Raw genomic sequence first — 16,448 nt, 5'->3', positions numbered from 1 at the left:
ATGACGCAGGTCTTCTCGGCCAGGTTGTTGCCCACGTTGATGGAGAAGTCGTCGTTGCCGTTCATGGGATGGCGGATGGCGATGAGGTCGCCCAGGCGATCCTTCACGCCCAGCGGCGAGCACACGGTGTAGGCCAGCAGGTTGCCGCCGGCAATGTCCTCGTCGGTGCAGCCGGTCCACTCCTGGAACTTCTTCGCTGCCGGAACGCCGTCGATTTCCACCAGGGTGCGGTTGCCGTCGATCTTGGTGATGACACCAAAGTCCTCGGTCTCGCGATAGGCGCCGGTGAACACGTTGGTCATGGCCGGGGCGTCCCAGAAGAACGCGGCCACGCAGCCGTCAGCAAAAGACTCGCCCGTGGCGTAGAGCTTCCACTCGCCGGCGATGGAGTTGTCGGCAGCCGAGCCGCCGAAGAACGGCACGCGGCCCACTACCGTGGAGATGCCCTTCAAGTAGAACTCCTCTTCAGCCGGAGACGCGGCCATGTAGAAGAAGTCGGGAGCGTCAGCACGACCGGCAGCTTCCATGGCAGCCGTAGCCAAAGCGGCGCCCGCCTCGGTGGGATCGCTATTCTGGGAACGATCGGCAGCGGCCACGCCCACCGTCATGCCAGGATCGGACAGGGCCATGACGCCCACGAACGGGGTGTCGCCGCCCACATAACCAGCGTCGGGTACAACAACGCCGGTGAAAGAAGTGTTGCCGAGCACGGGCACCTCGGGCAGAGCCTCGCCCACACCGGCCACTACTTCGTTAACATCGTAATCACAGCTGCAATACACAAGCGCCACCTGCGTGGCGTCGAGGCCGGCTGCTGCCTGAGCAGCAGCTTCCTTGCCCGCAGCGCGAGCATCAGCAGCCGTACTGGAACCTACGTTAGCTTTGAACATGGTTTCCTCCTATTCGATTCAGGGCAGGATCGCCCCAAGCTGTCACGGTACCACGTTCGCAGCCTTCCAAGGACGGCAATAACCACCGTTTTTCGAGAAATACATACCGTTAAGGTAATTTTTTATTGTTGATATGTTGACTTATAGTTAATAAGACGGTAATAGCGCGGCGCTCCACGACCGCCCCTCCCGAAGGCGATCTCCTCCGCGTTAGGCCCCACGGGCCTCGGGGCATGAGCGCATCGCCGCAGTCGCGAACGCCACACGCTCGCAGAAGCCCTGCCACGGAGCACGAAGCACCCCCGCGCTCTTCCAGCGGTAATTGAGTTCGGAAGGTTCCTCCCTGCTGGAAGTGGTCAAATTCGGAGTGTTTTCCATCGACGCTTCGTCAACAAGCATTTTTTGGTCAATCAGCCGGCGTTTTCCGCTGTTTGGCTTCGTCAACTTCCATCAAGGAAAAATGGGCGCGCTTCTGACCTAGTATTTCTTGAAGCGCCTCAAAAGGGTGGTCAAAAACAGCTTATCTCAATAGTCGAATCGATGGAAAACGCAGGCTGATTGACCAAAAAGAAGCCAATTCGCCGCGCCCGATGAAAAACGGGCTCCGATTGACCAACAAAGCGATCCCAGGCCCCTGAAGAATCCAGGAAGCCCAGCCCCGAAATATTCCGGAGCCGGGCTCACATGGACACCAACCGCAGAGGTTGGAGCTTTCAATAAGCTGGAGGAAACAGGGAGGATGGCTTCCTACAGCGAATCGATGTACTCCTTGGCCATATCAGCAGCAAAGAAACCGGTGAAGTAAGAGTAGCCAGAGCAGCTGCCCGAGAAGCCGTGATAGTAATCGTCCTTGAAGAACTCGCCAGAGTCGAGGCCGCCCGCATACAGGCCGGGAATAGCATGGCCCGTTTCATCGATAACCTGGATCTTGCCGTTGATCTTCACGCCGCAAAGCGTGGAGTACCATCCCGGAATGTTGCGCAGCGCGTAGAACGGACCCTCTTCCAGGGTGAACAGGTACTCTGCCGGTTTGAAGAACTGATCGTCCTCGCCCTTCTTGCACAGCTCGTTGTAGGCCGCCACCGTAGCTTCGAGCCCCTCAGGATCAATGCCGGCGGCCTGGGCCAGCTCCGCCAAGGTCTCCCCCTTGTACAGCAGACCCGACTCTACACCCGCCTCAAGTTCTTCGCCCATGTTCTCCATGGGATCGTTCGAGCCGAGCACGGTGCGGGCATCGCACATGAACGGCTCCGTCTGCATGCGCTTAACGGCGTTGCTGTCGATGATATTGAAGTAGCAGTAGTCGTCCTGGTTAATAGCCACCTTGTAGGTTTGATCCATCGTGGTCCACTTCTCGTTAGCCAGGCGCTCGCCCATGCGATTCACCCACAGATAGGGCTCACGGCCGGCACGATCAATGGCAGACTCCCACGTAGCTCCCTCAACACCCGAGCCAGCGGGCTGGGCAAAAGAAGTGTCCGAAGGCACGGCCCCGGCACCGAGCATCATGCAGATGCCATCGCCATCGTGAGCCAGATGACCATCGTTCTTCCAGGCCAGCGGTCCCCATCCCGGAATAAGGGCTTCCACCATGGCCTCATTGTTCGAGAAACCGCCCGTGCCCACGAACACTGCCTTAGCGGCCACATAGCCCTCAGATCCATCGATGGTAGCCATCGCTCCCACGACAGCCCCCTGATCGTCCACTACCAGCGCCGTTGCCGGCGACTCAACAAGAATCTCGACGCCGTACTCACGAGCAGCGCTTTCCATCACGTCGTGTGCACCGATGCCCTGACCTTCGTACATGATGCCGTTGGTAGGGGCATCGAGCGAGGGGAGCAGCATCATGGGACGCGCACCGTGATCGTACAGGAAGTCATGCTGGCGATGGTTGTTCTTGATGTAGTTGGACACCAGTTCGGCGTTCGCCTTATAGGAGTTGTGCTTCATGAACCAATCGTAGATCTCGGCGGGCGTACCAGCTTCCTGAGACACGTTGACAATATTGGGATCCTTGGCGCCTTCGATGATCGGTTTGTTGTCGGAGAAACCCATGGTTACCTCGGTGCCTACGGACGAGCCCGACGTGATGGACGTCTTCTCCAGGACAATGGTGGAAAGGCCGAGCGATCCTGCGTGAGCCGCTGACATCATGCCGCAGTTGCCCGCACCGATAACCAGGTAGTCGCATTCTTTCACAGGCGCGCCGGCGTCGGCGACCTTCACAGCGGCAATGGCAAAGTCGCCCGCAGAGGCCGTAGCCACGGGGGCTTCCGCACCCGTCTGGCTCAACGCCTCCTCGCCCTTGGCCTTGTCCTCTGCGGCAGGCGCACAGCCGGCCAAGCCCGCAAGGGCGGCCCCGGCGCCAGCAAGAGCGGTGCCGGTCAGAAACGTACGACGGGAAAGATTCTTTTGAGACATAATGACTCCCTCCTTGGTCCGCGCATGTATCTACGCGGTCTCGAAATCGTCGATACAGATTGAATCGACAAGAGTCAGTATGGGTCAGCCTCAAGACGAAAAACAATTGATGAAAGCCTGTGATTTCCCTCACATAAATTCAGTGAGAGTCCTCTTTGACCTGGTAATTCCCAATCTCAACCAGGTCTATGAACTCCTGGCGTGAGTGCACGCTGAGCTTGCGATAGATGTGCCGAGCATGGGTCTGTGCCGTGTTTTGCGAAATGTGCAGTTCCTTCTGCACGAAGGGGAGGCTGCGGCCACGGGCGAGCAAATGGGCAACTTCGCGCTCTCGCGGGGTAAGGCCGTAGCGTTCCGCGAGCGCATCCACGTTGGCGGCGAGGCGAGTATCCCCCGAGGGCGCCTCGTTGGCCGCCGCGCCGTGGTCAGCTCCGGAGATTTGAAGCTCGTCCTCCGTTGCTCCATCAACCTTGATCGAATCACCTGACGTGACTCCCTGCACAAAGTAACGCATGGCCGAGCTGTTCAGCACCACCAAAGCCACCACCATGAGCACGAACACCGTAAACAGAGACACCGTCGCCAAGTTCAAAACCTGGCTATCAATGGTGGAGACAAGGAGATCGTTGGCCTCGCCGCCACCCACTACGGCAATAGCGAAAGCCGCATCCATTACGGCCACAAACGTTGTAGCGCGGGCATGAAGATGGCGAGCCCCGGAAAAGCAGACAACCCAGCTAACTGCTCGGAAGCACCAGAATCCCGCACCGAAAATGGCATAAGCGAAGCTAATGGCAGGACCCTCGAGAAACGGAACGACCAAGAAAGCGAGGGCCATCACAAGCACAACGCCACGCAACAGGGAGATGGTGATAGGACGCGGACCGCGAACGCGCTTGCTTCCTGGCACCACCAAGACTGCGACCAGCACGGCTAGTCCCACCAGGCCGCCGGTCAAATAAGGAATACCCATGGCTTGCGCGCCGGCACCACCGACTCGTACTGACAGCGACCGCAGCAACTCGCCACAGACGGCAAATACCACGACCGCCAAAACCAAGGCAACGAGACCCAAAACAAAAGAGCGCCTCCGCCACAGAGAGGCATCCTCCGACGAAGCAACACCGCCGCCCTCGCCTTCGCCCTGAGAGACGTACTCCTGGGCTGGTCCTGCGAGGATAGCCGCTGAAGCTAGGGGCAAGATAAAGACCAGGGAGAAATCCACCATAAGCGGGAACAAACGAGCAACCAGATACACCAGCAGGCCGCCCGCAAACGACATCACCGATGCAATGCCAACACTCGACGAAGGCGCCCGCTCAAAGAACGCCGCCCATTGCAAGAGAACCAGGGACGAAGACAGACCGATGAGGAACGCTCCTCCGAAGGAAAGCCAAAGGCCTCCCGGCTGACTGGCAAGAGGAAATGAGCCCGCCGCAGCCGCAGCACCCAAGGCTGTCGCGCACCCTGCAGCCCAGCACGCCAGCTTTCCCGTGAGAATCTGAGGAGTCCGAGCACCCAAAATAGCAAATAGCACGAGGCCCACGAAATGAGCCCAGGTGGCCCACACCCAGAACACCTCAAGAGACGAAGCAGGATCGGTGCTGAACAGCATAAGGGTGTCGCTATAGAAGACAATGACGACCCAAGCCCAATACAGGCTGAAGCCCGCCAGCCATCTTAGGTTCCCCTTCATCCCTTACCTTGCTCGCCTTCTCAAACTGCTCGTTATACGAAAAGAGCCCCTTTGCAGGGGCTCTGTCATTCATGGTGGTCGGAGGGGGACTTGAACCCTCGGCACGCGGATTTTCAGTCCGCTGCTCTACCAACTGAGCTACCCGACCGGATGCGCGGAAACGCGGGGTTTCCAATGCGAGGATATATTCTAGCGGCACTCTCGCGGCAATGCAAGAAGAAAAATGGGCTTTGTGGCGGACGGTTCATGGCGTGCGCGGCCTTCTCTGGCCCGCACGGCCACGAATCAAGGGCGCCTCGCTCTTCAGCTAACGCTGATCCTGACTCAACAGGGGCACCCCGCGGAGCCTGTAAGGGCTGCGGCTCTAGCCCATGACTTAGAAAACGAACGCCACCAGAGCACCAAGGGCGATAAAGGGCCCGAAGGGCAGAACCGTAGCGCCAAGGCTTTTCTCCCGCTCGAGCCGGACATCGTCTCCACCGTACCCGACGCGGCCGTTGGCCCCATCGATCCCATCGTGCTCGTTGTGCCCGTTGCGCCCGCTGCGCTCATCGTGCTCGTCACGCTGGGCGAGCCCCGCTGGTTCGCCCGCGGCACCTCGAGTAGGCGGTGCCGCTTTCGCGATCCTCCGCGCGATAACGGCGTAGACCAGACTGCACACGCACGCCACCATCAAGCACACAATCCCGCGCTCAAGGCCCAGAAACAGGCCGAGCGCCGCCATCAACTTGATATCTCCCCCACCGAAGGCCTGCTTATGGGTGAATGCCTCGTACCCCACCGTCAGCACCAGCAGGCCGCCGCCGAGCACCACCGCTCCCAGGATGCCACTGGCCACGGTGATACCGCCAATCTCAAGGCCGGGTGGCACGGTCACATCAGGGGCCGGCGCGAACATCTCCTCAACAAAGCCCAGGCCCGTATGCATGCCGGCAAATCCCAGGACAATACGCCACAAGCCCCAGAGTGCCACTATGGCCAGGGGAACCAGATTGGGAATGCGACGCGTGCGCACGTCGGTCACCGTTGCCGCCAGCAGCAACAACACCACCAACCCGTAGGCGGCAAGCGTTATGCCAGAAAGATACGTCATCAAACCTCGGAAGGCAGCTAGTGCGCGCTGGCGATAAAGGATGCCGCTGCGTCATGGGCAGCTGTGGCGTCTTCAAGGGCATCGGCCGCTGCTTCAGCCTGGGCCTCGGCCACTGCTTCCTCAAGCTTGATATAGGCCACACTTTCGTGCTCGGTATCTCCTGAAGCAGCTTCGCGCCCCTCGGCTGCGGCACCACCGCCCGCGGCGCCAGCGGAAGCTTTCGCGGCGGCGGCATCTCCAGTGGCAGTCGCCCCTGCTGCAGGATCCTTCTTGCAGCCGTCGCCGAAGATAAGCTCGCGCTCCTCGCCCGTCAGAGCCGCGCGGGCCTGGTCGCGCAGGTTGTTCACACCAATGAAGAACTGACGCATCATCACCACTACCAGATAGCGGCCCTTGGGGGTCAAAGTGAGCTCGTCGGCGTTGTCGGTAGCAAAGGCCCCACACGCGCGCATGAAGGCCATCTCTACGGGCAGGCCCACCTCAATGGACACGCCGAAATCGCGCTCGAACTGGCGTTTGTCCAGGCGCAGGCCGAACAGCTGCATCATAAAGCGATAGCGCATGCGATCATGCAGCGAGAACGTGGTCTTGCCCATCATGGACATGCGGCCGGCGTCAAGCGCGGCATTGTAATCGTTGACCGAGAACGTGTTCACGTAGAGGTTGGAGCCCAAATAGGTAATGCCGCCCGAGCCGATGGCCGGGTACTCCTCATAGTCCACCACGTACTCGTCGATCATGGCATCTTCGCCCGCCGCGCCGGTGCCGCGGCGGTTGAAAGTCCAGGCGCTGCCCAGTTCGAACAGACCAGGGCGGCCGTCGGGCAAATCGCCCAGCAGCAAATCGCAGATGATCTCGTAGAACTGGCGCTCTCGGTTGTAATCCACCTTGCCCACCGTGGCCGCCAGAGAACGCTCCACCGCCGGCGAGGCCATGAGCGGATAGAAGGTGGTCTGGCTGGCTCCCGAGCGAATGACCATCTCGATGTCGTTGATGAGGATATCCTCGGTCTGGGCGGGGAAGTTGAAGATCATATCGGCATTCATGGAAGTGAAGTACGGGGATGCCTCCTGGATGCGCTCCATAATCTCCTGGCCGCTGCCGTACTTATCGTAGCGGTCCATCTGCTTCAGCAGACCGTCGTCGAAGCTCTGGACACCCACGGACAGGCGCTGCACGCGGCCCTTCAGCTTCTCCAAATACGACGGAATAAGGTGGTTGGGATTTGTCTCGCTGGACACCTCATTGATGGAGAACAAGTCGCGGGCCTGGTCGATGGTCTCGCACAGCTCGTCGATCATGATGGTGGGCGTGCCGCCGCCAATGTACACGCTGTCGAAGTCGTAGCCCAGGTCCTTCAGCATGCGCATTTCTTTGCGCATGTTCTCGAAGTAGGGCTTGGCTCGCTCCTCGCGGAAGGGGAAGCGGTTGAACGAGCAGTAGGGGCACAGGCGCTCGCAGAACGGCACATGCATGTACAGCATGTAGCGCTGACCCGGCTCGGGAGCCGGCATAAACGACTCCTCGCAGGGGGAAAGCTTCAAATAGTTGGCCGTGCACAACCGCACCGCCTGGGTCAGCAATCGCTCTGAGATCATGCTCCCATTACCTCTTTCTCATAGGTTCGCCCAAGGAAGTTAACAAGGCTTCGACAGGGGCCTATCGTTGTGCCGAAAGACGACCGAACGGTCTTCGGCTGCGAGGAACCCCCTCCCCCGAAGCGCAAGGTCAGGTGCCTGTCGAAACCGCAGCATCGACAGATCCGCCCGTCCTAAGACGGGCGGAACGCGGTTACTCCCAGGCGCTGCGGCCCTGCAGGGCCTTCTTGCCAATGTCGTAGCGCAGCTGCTTGCCTTCGAAGTTGATGAGCTCGCAGGCCTCGTAGGCGCGCTCGCGGGCCTCTTCGAAGCTGTCGCCGCGGGCCACCACATTCAATACGCGGCCACCGTTGGTAAGCAGCTCGCCGTCGTAGTTGCGGCGCGTGCCCGCATGGAATACCAGGACGCCGGGCAGCTCTTCGGCCTCTTCGATGCCCAGAATGACCTTGCCTTTCTCGTAGGAGCCCGGGTAGCCCTCGCTGGCCAGCACCACCGAGACCTCCCAATCGTCGGACCAGCGCAGGTCGATGTCGTCGGCGCGGCCCTCGGCCACGGCCATCATGACCTCCACCAGGTCGCTTTCAAGACGCGGCAGCACCACTTGAGTTTCCGGATCGCCGAAACGCACGTTGAACTCGACAATCTTCGGCCCTTCGGGCGTCAGCATAAAGCCGCCGTAAAGCGTGCCGCGGTAGTCCATGGCGAAGGGCTCGCGCGCCGTGGCGGCCGCCGCCTTCTCCATGATGGCCACCATGGCAGCCATTTCCTCATCGGTAACGATGGGCACCGGTGAATACACACCCATGCCGCCGGTGTTGGGACCCAAGTCGCCATCGTAGGCGCGCTTGTGATCCTGGGCCGGAGCCATGGGGAAGGACTTTCCGTTCGTAACGAAGCAGAGCAGCGAGCACTCGGGGCCGGTCATGCACTCTTCGATGACCACCGTGCTGCCGGCATCGCCGAAAGCGCCGTCGAAGCAGGCACGGACGGCCGCCTCGGCGTCTTCCACTGTCTCGGCCACTACCACGCCCTTGCCCGCGGCCAGGCCGTCCGCCTTGATGACAATGGGAGCACCCTGTTCCTGCACGTAGGCCAGGGCATCGGCTTCGTTGTCGAAGCGCCCGTAGGCCGCCGTGGGGATATCATTGGCCTCCATGAACGCCTTGGAGTAGGCCTTGGAACCTTCCAGCTGGGCGCCATCGGCGCTGGGGCCGAACACCGGCACGCCGTCGGCGCGGAGCAGGTCGGCCACGCCGTCTACCAGCGGCGCCTCGGGGCCGATGACCACCAGGCCAATGTTGCGCTCCTGCACGAAGCTGAGCAGCGCCTCGCCGTCGGCCACGTCCAGGTCGACGTTCTCGGCAATGTCGGCCGTACCGCCGTTGCCCGGCGCCACATAGAGCACATCGGTGTGGGGAGACTTCTGCAGGGCCCATGCAATGGCGTGCTCGCGGCCGCCGGAACCGATAAGCAGAATGTTCACGTTTAGTCCTTTCATCAATTTCAAACGAGAAGGTGAAGGTGCAGACTGACCGCAACGTCAGCGAGGTTGCGGTCAGGGTCGCGCAAACCGCCGGAGCGGCCTATTTCGTCTCGTACCAGCTGTCGCGAATGATGGTCTGATCGCGATCGGGGCCCACCGACACAATACTCATGGGCACGCCGGTAACTTCCTCCAGGTACTCGATGTACTTGCGCGTATTCTCGGGCAGCTCCTCGTAGGTGCGGCAGCCCGTGATGTCCTGGTCCTTCCAACCGGGCAGCTCCACATAAACGGGCTTTGCGTGGTGAAGCACGCTTTGCTGCATGGGGAAGTAATCATAGCGCTGGCCGTCACATTCGTAGGCCACGCACACCTTGATGGTGTCGAAGGCCGACAGCACGTCCAGCTTCGTAAGGGCCACATCGGTCAGGCCATTTACCTCGGCGGCATAGCGGCCGATAACGGCGTCGAACCAACCGCAGCGGCGCTTGCGCCCCGTGGTTACGCCGAACTCGTGGCCCACAGAGCACAGCAGCTCGCCATCCTCGGCATCCTGGCCCGTGCCTCCGTTCTCGGGGAACTTGAGTTCCGTGGGGAAAGGCCCCTCGCCCACGCGGGTGACGTAGGCCTTCTGAATGCCCAGCACCTTGTCGATGGCCTTGGGACCCACGCCTGTGCCCGTGGGGGCGCCGCCAGCGCAGCAGCTGGACGAGGTGACAAAGGGATAGGTGCCGTGATCGATATCGAGCAGGGTGCCCTGGGCGCCCTCGAACAGGATGGTCTTGCCCTCCTTGAGCGCCGAGTTCAGCATGTGAGCCGACTCGCACACGTAGGGAGCCAGAATGCGCGCATAGGGCAGGTACTCGTCGCAAATTTCCTCGACCGTATAGGTGTGCAGCCCGTAGATTTTCTCCAGGATGGGATTTTTCTGGGCCAGGGCCGTTTCCACCTTCAGGCGGAAGATCTTCTCATCGAGCAAATCCTGCATGCGGATGCCCTTGCGACCCATTTTGTCCTGGTAGCACGGACCGATACCACGCTTGGTGGTGCCGATCTTCTTCGTGCCCAGGCTCTTCTCGTCGGCACCGTCCAGGTCCTTGTGATAGGGCATGATAAGGTGTGCGTCGTTGGAGATCTTCAGGTTCTTGCAGGAAACGCCCTCGGCCTCGAGCATGGCCATTTCCTTCACCAGCACGCCGGGGTCCACCACCACGCCGTTGCCGATAACGGGCACCGCGTGCTCGTACATAACGCCGGAGGGCATGAGGTGCAGCGCCAGCTTCTTGTCGCCATGGATGACGGTGTGGCCTGCGTTGTTGCCTCCCTGGAAGCGGACTACGTAGTCGTAATCACTGGCAATGAGATCGGTGATTTTACCCTTGCCTTCGTCGCCCCACTGGGCGCCGACGAGCACTGTATTGGGCATGCCGGTTCCTTTCGTCGCTGCTCTGGAACAATCAGGTGTTGTTTCCTGCAAGAGCCCAGTATACCAGCCGCACGAACTCGCACCCTCGAAGCCCTGCCGTCGGGTGGAGAATCCAGGTAAAGAAAAGGCCCGCGCGCCGGATGAGGGGCGCGCGGGCCGCAGTGCCGTGGCCAGGAAGCGGAGAGGCTTCTATAGATCGATAACCACCGCGGGATGGCCCGTCTGCTTGGCAGCCTTTTTCAGTACGCGCACCACTTCCTCGTGGGAGGTGAACAGGATGATCTGGCGGCGCTGGGCTAGCTCGGCCAAGGCGCGGGCCGCGCCCAGGCGGCGCTGGGCGTCGAAGTTCACCAGAATGTCGTCGGCCAGAATAGGGATGGCACGACCTACGTTGTCGGCGCTGGTGAGCAGGGCGATGCGCAGCGACAGGTACAGCTGCTGGCAGGTGCCCAGCGAAAGATGCACCGGGGAGCGCGTCTCCTTCAAGGCGTTCGTTACCTGCAGCGTTCCCTCGGGCGTGAGGGACACGCTCGTCCACGCTCCCTGGGTCATGACGGACAGCAGCCGACTGGCCTGGGCGTACACCTCGGGCTGCCGTTTGGATTCCCAGGTGGAAATGGCCACCTCGAGCATGCGCTTGGCCAGCAGAAGGCGCGCGAAGGCGGCCTTCGACTCCTCCAAGCGCGTGTTCACCTGCTGGGCCTCAAGCTTCAGCCGATCGAAATCATGCTCGGCTTGGGCCGCGAGCAATGTGCTTGTCAGTTCCCCCGTGCGCTGGTTCATCGCTTCGAAGGTCTCGAGAAGCCCCGCTCGCTGTTGGATGCGATGGGCCAGCTCGTGCTCGATATCGAGCAGCGTGGCCTCGGGGTCGAGCTGGGCACGAGCCAGGGCGCGGGCTCGCTCGCTGGCCAGCTCATCCAAGCGCTGCTCAGCCTGAGCCCGACGGGCCGCCGCCGATTGCTGCCGCTGAACGCACAGGGCTATGTCGGCGCGCACATCCCGTGCCTCGTCGAGGAGCGCCCGCGCCTGACGCACCGAGGAGCCGGCGCTGGCCAGCCCCTCTTCTTCCAAGGCCTCAGCGATACGGGCTCGTCCCGCCTCCTCTTCCGCCTGGCAGGCCTCAAGCTTCTTCTGGTCCTGCACCATCACCCAATGGGCGTCGTCGAAGCGCTCCTTGCGCGCCGACTCCTCCTTGTCGGGACGGAACAGCATCACGAAACCGCCCGCCACCATGACGCCGGCGAACAGCGAAAGGGCGAACCCTAGAGCCATATAGGTCATAGAACCGCGGTTGCGTCCCTCGACGAACAGGGGGATGCCCAATAGGAACAAAATCGCTGGAATAACCAGAGTGAACGCCACTTGAAGCCGCCGCTTCGAACGGCGTTCACGGCGATCGGAAGCCTCATCGGATGTTTCCACCAAGGCCTCGTAGACAGCCCGTGAGGACGTGTAGTTCGCCCGCGCCACTTCCACCGCGTGGGACTGACGCGTCTCGCGGGCGGCCAGGGTTTCGAGGCGGTCGCGCAAGGCCCGCTCGTCGGTGCTCGTCAGCCCGGCAAGATTGCGCCCGATGGAGCGTTCGAGCTCAACGCGCTCCTGAGCGGCCCGCTGCTCATCTTCGCGCAGGCGCCGCAATTCCCGCCGCAGCTTCTCCTCTTCTTCCCCATTGCGCTCCACCTCGGCCTGCGCGGCAGTCAGCGACTCGATGAGCCGATTGGCCTCGTCGACCCGCTGGGCCATAGCCTGGCGCTCGGGCTCCAGCTCGTGAAGCTCGCGATCCTGGTCGCGCAGAGCCTCGGCGGCGGAAGAAGCCCGATGCTGCTGCTCCCGCAAATCGGCGCGGGTAGCCGCCAGGCGCACTAGGGAGTGCTCGGCGCCGGCAGCACGCGATGTATAGGTGGACAGTTGCTCGTTGATGTGAGCGAGGGCATGGGCCGGCGAGGACCCGGTGCCGGAACCCGCCGTCAGCAGCTTCGCCGTGGTGTCCGTGGTGTTGCGCAAAGAGCGCAACTCATCGCTGTTCAGGGCGAACATGGTACGGAAGGTGTCCTTGTCGATATCCTCCACCACCCAGGTATCGCCCTGCAGCCCGTCGGCGTTGCGCGCCCGCGAGACGGTGGCTGCTAGGGCCTCCTCGGTCACAGCGTCCTTCTTTTTCGCAGGTGCTTCGCCTTCTGCGTCGGGGTCGGGACGTTCTGCGAAGAACAGCGCACCCGATCGCTCAGCTCCTTCCGGGCGATAGGTGTTGCGATTGCCCCGCGCCTCTTCCCAACCGAAGAGAACACCGCCCACAAAGGAAGCAACGGTGGTTTTACCGGCCTCATTCTGACCGAACACAATATTGAGATGAGGGCCGAAGGGGCCGAGAACACGGCGGCTAAAGGCGCCGAAGTTATCGATGCGCAGATGCTGCAAGAACAGGGAGGAACGCTCGTGTCCCATTAGGCGTCATCCCCTTGGAGCAGGAGATCAAGCACCAGGGCTTCGGCCTCAGCCGCTAGCTTGTCCACCTGCTTCGGCGAAAACGGCGTTGAGAGCGAGACGTTGCGGGCGAGGAATTCCTCCTGCAAGTAGGCAATCTCGTCATCGCGATCGGCTTGCACGGCATCGGCGGCGCGCAAGAACACCGAAGGGAACAAGTTCTCGGCCCGGAGGGCCTCTTCGTCAATGAGCGGGCACGTTTCGTCGATGAGGGCATCGCAGAAAAACTCGGTGTACGACTCGTTGAGGGTGCGGCGCACATCTTCCAAGACGCCGGGGCGCTGGAGCACTTCGTGAAGCGCTGTGGCGCCGGTCAGGGTGAGTCGCGTGACCATTTCCTCGCAGGCAGCGTCGCCGTTCACAGCGAACAGCTCGCGCATGACCTTTTGAACGAGCTGGGGAAGGTTGGAACAGTCGGCCACATCGACGGTTATTCTTTCCCACACCACCGACGCCGTCGGCACGAAGGTAAGCGAAGGCGGCCGATCTTGCTCGAGGTGAACGAGGTAGACCCCGCGTGGTCCTGTTTCGCGCACGTCGCGCCCCTGGATGCACCCCGAGAACACCAGGCGCGGCGCCTTTTCATCGTTGACCCACCGCTGATGGATGTGACCGAGGGCCCAGTAATCGAACCCGGCCCGCAGCAGCTCCTTGGGGTCGGACGGCGCCTTGACCGTGTCCAGGCAAAGTCCGGTATGCAGTACTCCAACGGCAAAGGGCGCTTCGGCGGCGCGGGGCCCCAGGGCGCGAATAGCGGCGGCGCGGGTGATGCCCTCGGCGATGTTCTCATGGGGCGACCATACTTTGTTGGGATAGCCGCGGCCGCCGATAACGGCCAACGGACGGCCGCCCCGTTCGTACAGGGCAAAGTCGGGACGATCAGCGGCCAGCATAGTGGCCGACGGGGGAAGCGCGAAGAAATCCTGCTGCCACAAACTGAGAGGATCGTGGTTGCCCGTGCACAGGTAACTGGGAATGCCCGCAGCATCGAGACGGGCCAATCCCTGGAAAAACCGTAGGTAGTCACGGTAGGATGCGCGAGCCGAATCGAAGATATCGCCCGAGATGACTACGAAATCAACAGCCTGGTTGATGGCCGTGTCAACCACCCGGTCCCACGCCTCGGGAATGGCGTCGAGCAGCCGATCGGCCCAGTGGTCGGACAGCGCCCGCAAGCCGCGAAAAGGCGCGCCGATATGCAAATCGGCCGTATGGAGAAATGTCAGCGACGCTGCCACGGATGTTCCTTAGTAACCAACGCGCGAATCGTCGATAAAGTCCATGAACTTGGTGAACTCAGGGTTGAAGGCCAAGTCGATGTCGCGCGTAGCGCCGTTACGGTGCTTGGCCACAATGAGCTGGGCCTGGCCCAAATCGGGACGCCCGTCGCTCTCCGCTTCCACTTCGTTCATAGAGCGGTCGATGAACATAACAATATCGGCGTCCTGTTCGATAGAACCGGACTCGCGCAGGTCGGACAACATGGGGCGCTTGTTCGCACCGCGCTGCTCGATGGCACGGGACAGCTGGGACAGGGCGATAACCGGCATGTCCATTTCCTTGGCCAGCACCTTCAGGCCGCGGGAAATCTCGCCCACCTCTACGGCGCGATTGCCGTCGCGGCGGGCCGTAGCCGGCTGCATAAGCTGCAGATAGTCGACGATGATGAGGCCCTTTTCGCTGCCCACCACATTGCGCAGCTCGCGACGCGCCTTGGCGCGGGCCTCCAGAATAGACAGGCCCGGCGAGTCGTCGATATACATGTTGAGCCCCGACATGACGCCGGAAGCGTTGGCCAAAGCCTCCCAATCGCCCGGCTGAACGATGCCGCTGCGCAACTTGGAAAGGGATACGCGGGCCTCAGAGCTGAGGATACGCTGGACCAACTGGTCCGCACTCATTTCCAAAGAGAAGAAGGCCACGTGCACGCCGGCCTTTGCGGCATTGGTCGCCAAGTTCAGCGCGAACGAAGTCTTGCCCACACCAGGACGAGCGGCCAGAATAACCAGGTCGCCGCCGCGGAAGCCATGGAACAAATTGTCCACATCGGTGAATCCCGTAGGAACGCCGGCCATGGAGTCCTTCTGGTTGGCCAGGCGGGTGATTTGGTCGTAGGCCTCGGTCACCAAGTCGCTCATTTTGCGGAACGACGAGCTGACGCGCTTCTCGGTCACGTTGAAGAGCGTTTTCTCTGCCTCCTCAACCACCTCGTTCAAGTCGTCGGGAGCGTTGTTGGCCAGGGCATTGATGGACACTGAGGCGTCGATGAGACCGCGCAGGATGAAATCGCGCTTGACGATGTCACTATGGCGCTCCCAGGCAAGACGGGCAAAGGAATAGTCAGCCAGCTCGGCCAAGTAGGCGCGGCCACCAACGGCTTCCAGCTGTCCCGCCGATTGCAGCGTGTCGGCAAGAGAGATTTGATCCACAGGAATATTGCGCTGCGTCAGGTTGCGAATGTTCTCGAAGATGATCTGATGGGCCGGTCGGAAAAAATGCTCGGGGCGCAGCTTGATGACCAGCTCTTCGTTGATGTCGGCATCGAGGATGCACGCACTGAGCACCGCCTGCTCGGCTTCAATGTTATGAGGGGGCAGCTTCGGACCGCCTCCCATGGGTTCGGGCATCGGCGCGTTGTCCTGGTAGGGCATGAAACATCCTTCTCTGACGCTCAACAAACAGGGTAGTGATCTATTGTACCGCGCTTAAGGCACCCACGGGAAAGCAGCAAGAGCTTCTTTACCGCATGAGCGTTAATCGGCTTCTCGCCGTAGCGCGCTTCACGTGAAACATCGCCGTCGATACCATGCTGACCTGGGAGATCGGGAAAGCTATTTCTACGAAAAAGGCCCCCTGCCGAAGCAGAGGGCCTTCATGTCAGCAGAACAGGGAGATTACTCCTCGGTCTCGGTCACCTCGACCTCGACCACGCCGTCCTCGGACACCTCGCCGTCGATCTCGACGGTCTCGTCAGCCGGAGACTCGGCGATCTCGATGGCCTCATCGAGAGCCTCGATGGTCTCCTCGGCCTCGTCGCCGCCCACAATGACGGTGACGGTACCCTTGATGTCGCGGTACAGCGACACCGGCACCTGGTAGGTGCCCACCATCTTGATGGGCTTGCCCAGCTCGACGCGACGACGGTCGATCTCGATGCCGAGCTCGTTCTCGATGGCGTCGGCCACCATGGGAGCGGTGACAGAGCCGAAGAGGATGCCCTCTTCGCCCACCTGAGCCTCAACGCGCACGGTAGCGGCGTTGAGCTTCTCGGCCAGGGCGTTGGCATCGGCAATGCGGGTTTCCTCGCGCTTGGCGATGTTCTTCTTGCGCTCCTCCAGCTGCTTCAGGTTGCCC

Annotated in this window: 10 protein-coding genes, 1 tRNA gene and 1 pseudogene; all 12 read right to left on the bottom strand. The window is 61.4% G+C overall.

Annotated features, from left to right (window positions below):
* Window positions 1-890: FIST N-terminal domain-containing protein (locus QZ307_RS08335; RefSeq protein ID WP_295998522.1), on the bottom strand; the 890-nt coding region annotated here is incomplete at its 3' end.
* 747 nt (window positions 891-1,637) lie between these two features.
* Window positions 1,638-3,314 carry an FAD-binding protein gene (locus QZ307_RS08330; protein ID WP_295998520.1) on the bottom strand — a complete coding sequence of 559 codons (1,677 nt, stop codon included), beginning with the start codon at window positions 3,312-3,314 and terminating at the stop codon, window positions 1,638-1,640.
* Between the two features lie 139 nt (window positions 3,315-3,453).
* Complete coding sequence (locus tag QZ307_RS08325) at window positions 3,454-4,929, bottom strand: helix-turn-helix transcriptional regulator (protein WP_295998515.1); 1,476 nt, start codon at window positions 4,927-4,929, stop codon at window positions 3,454-3,456.
* Window positions 4,930-5,082: 153 nt separating this feature from the next.
* Window positions 5,083-5,158, bottom strand: a tRNA-Phe gene (locus tag QZ307_RS08320).
* 228 nt (window positions 5,159-5,386) lie between these two features.
* Window positions 5,387-6,103: an A24 family peptidase gene (locus tag QZ307_RS08315; protein ID WP_295998512.1), complete on the bottom strand. Its 717-nt coding sequence runs from the start codon at window positions 6,101-6,103 to the stop codon at window positions 5,387-5,389.
* Between the two features lie 275 nt (window positions 6,104-6,378).
* Window positions 6,379-7,701: pseudogene (locus QZ307_RS08310) on the bottom strand (coproporphyrinogen III oxidase family protein); the annotation flags it as partial.
* A 193-nt stretch (window positions 7,702-7,894) separates the two neighbouring features.
* Complete coding sequence (purD, locus tag QZ307_RS08305; RefSeq protein WP_295998508.1) at window positions 7,895-9,184, bottom strand: phosphoribosylamine--glycine ligase; 1,290 nt, start codon at window positions 9,182-9,184, stop codon at window positions 7,895-7,897.
* A gap of 100 nt (window positions 9,185-9,284) precedes the next feature.
* Window positions 9,285-10,610, bottom strand: coding sequence for an adenylosuccinate synthase (locus QZ307_RS08300; protein WP_275205840.1), 1,326 nt, complete (start codon window positions 10,608-10,610; stop codon window positions 9,285-9,287).
* Window positions 10,611-10,799: 189 nt separating this feature from the next.
* Window positions 10,800-13,055, bottom strand: coding sequence for an AAA family ATPase (locus QZ307_RS08295; RefSeq protein ID WP_295998503.1), 2,256 nt, complete (start codon window positions 13,053-13,055; stop codon window positions 10,800-10,802).
* Window positions 13,055-14,332: a DNA repair exonuclease gene (locus QZ307_RS08290; RefSeq protein WP_295998500.1), complete on the bottom strand. Its 1,278-nt coding sequence runs from the start codon at window positions 14,330-14,332 to the stop codon at window positions 13,055-13,057. The genes QZ307_RS08295 and QZ307_RS08290 overlap by 1 nt, the downstream gene beginning before the upstream one ends.
* Before the next feature lie 9 nt (window positions 14,333-14,341).
* Window positions 14,342-15,745: a replicative DNA helicase gene (dnaB, locus tag QZ307_RS08285; RefSeq protein WP_295998498.1), complete on the bottom strand. Its 1,404-nt coding sequence runs from the start codon at window positions 15,743-15,745 to the stop codon at window positions 14,342-14,344.
* A 243-nt stretch (window positions 15,746-15,988) separates the two neighbouring features.
* Window positions 15,989-16,448, bottom strand: a 460-nt coding sequence (rplI, locus tag QZ307_RS08280) for a 50S ribosomal protein L9 (RefSeq protein WP_295998495.1), incomplete at its 5' end; no start/stop codon positions are given.

It is taken from the genome of uncultured Adlercreutzia sp., assembly GCA_910585575.1.
Lineage (GTDB): Bacteria > Actinomycetota > Coriobacteriia > Coriobacteriales > Eggerthellaceae > Adlercreutzia.
The sequence above is the reverse complement of the archived record's forward strand: the minus strand, read 5'-3'. Positions and strand labels throughout refer to the sequence as shown.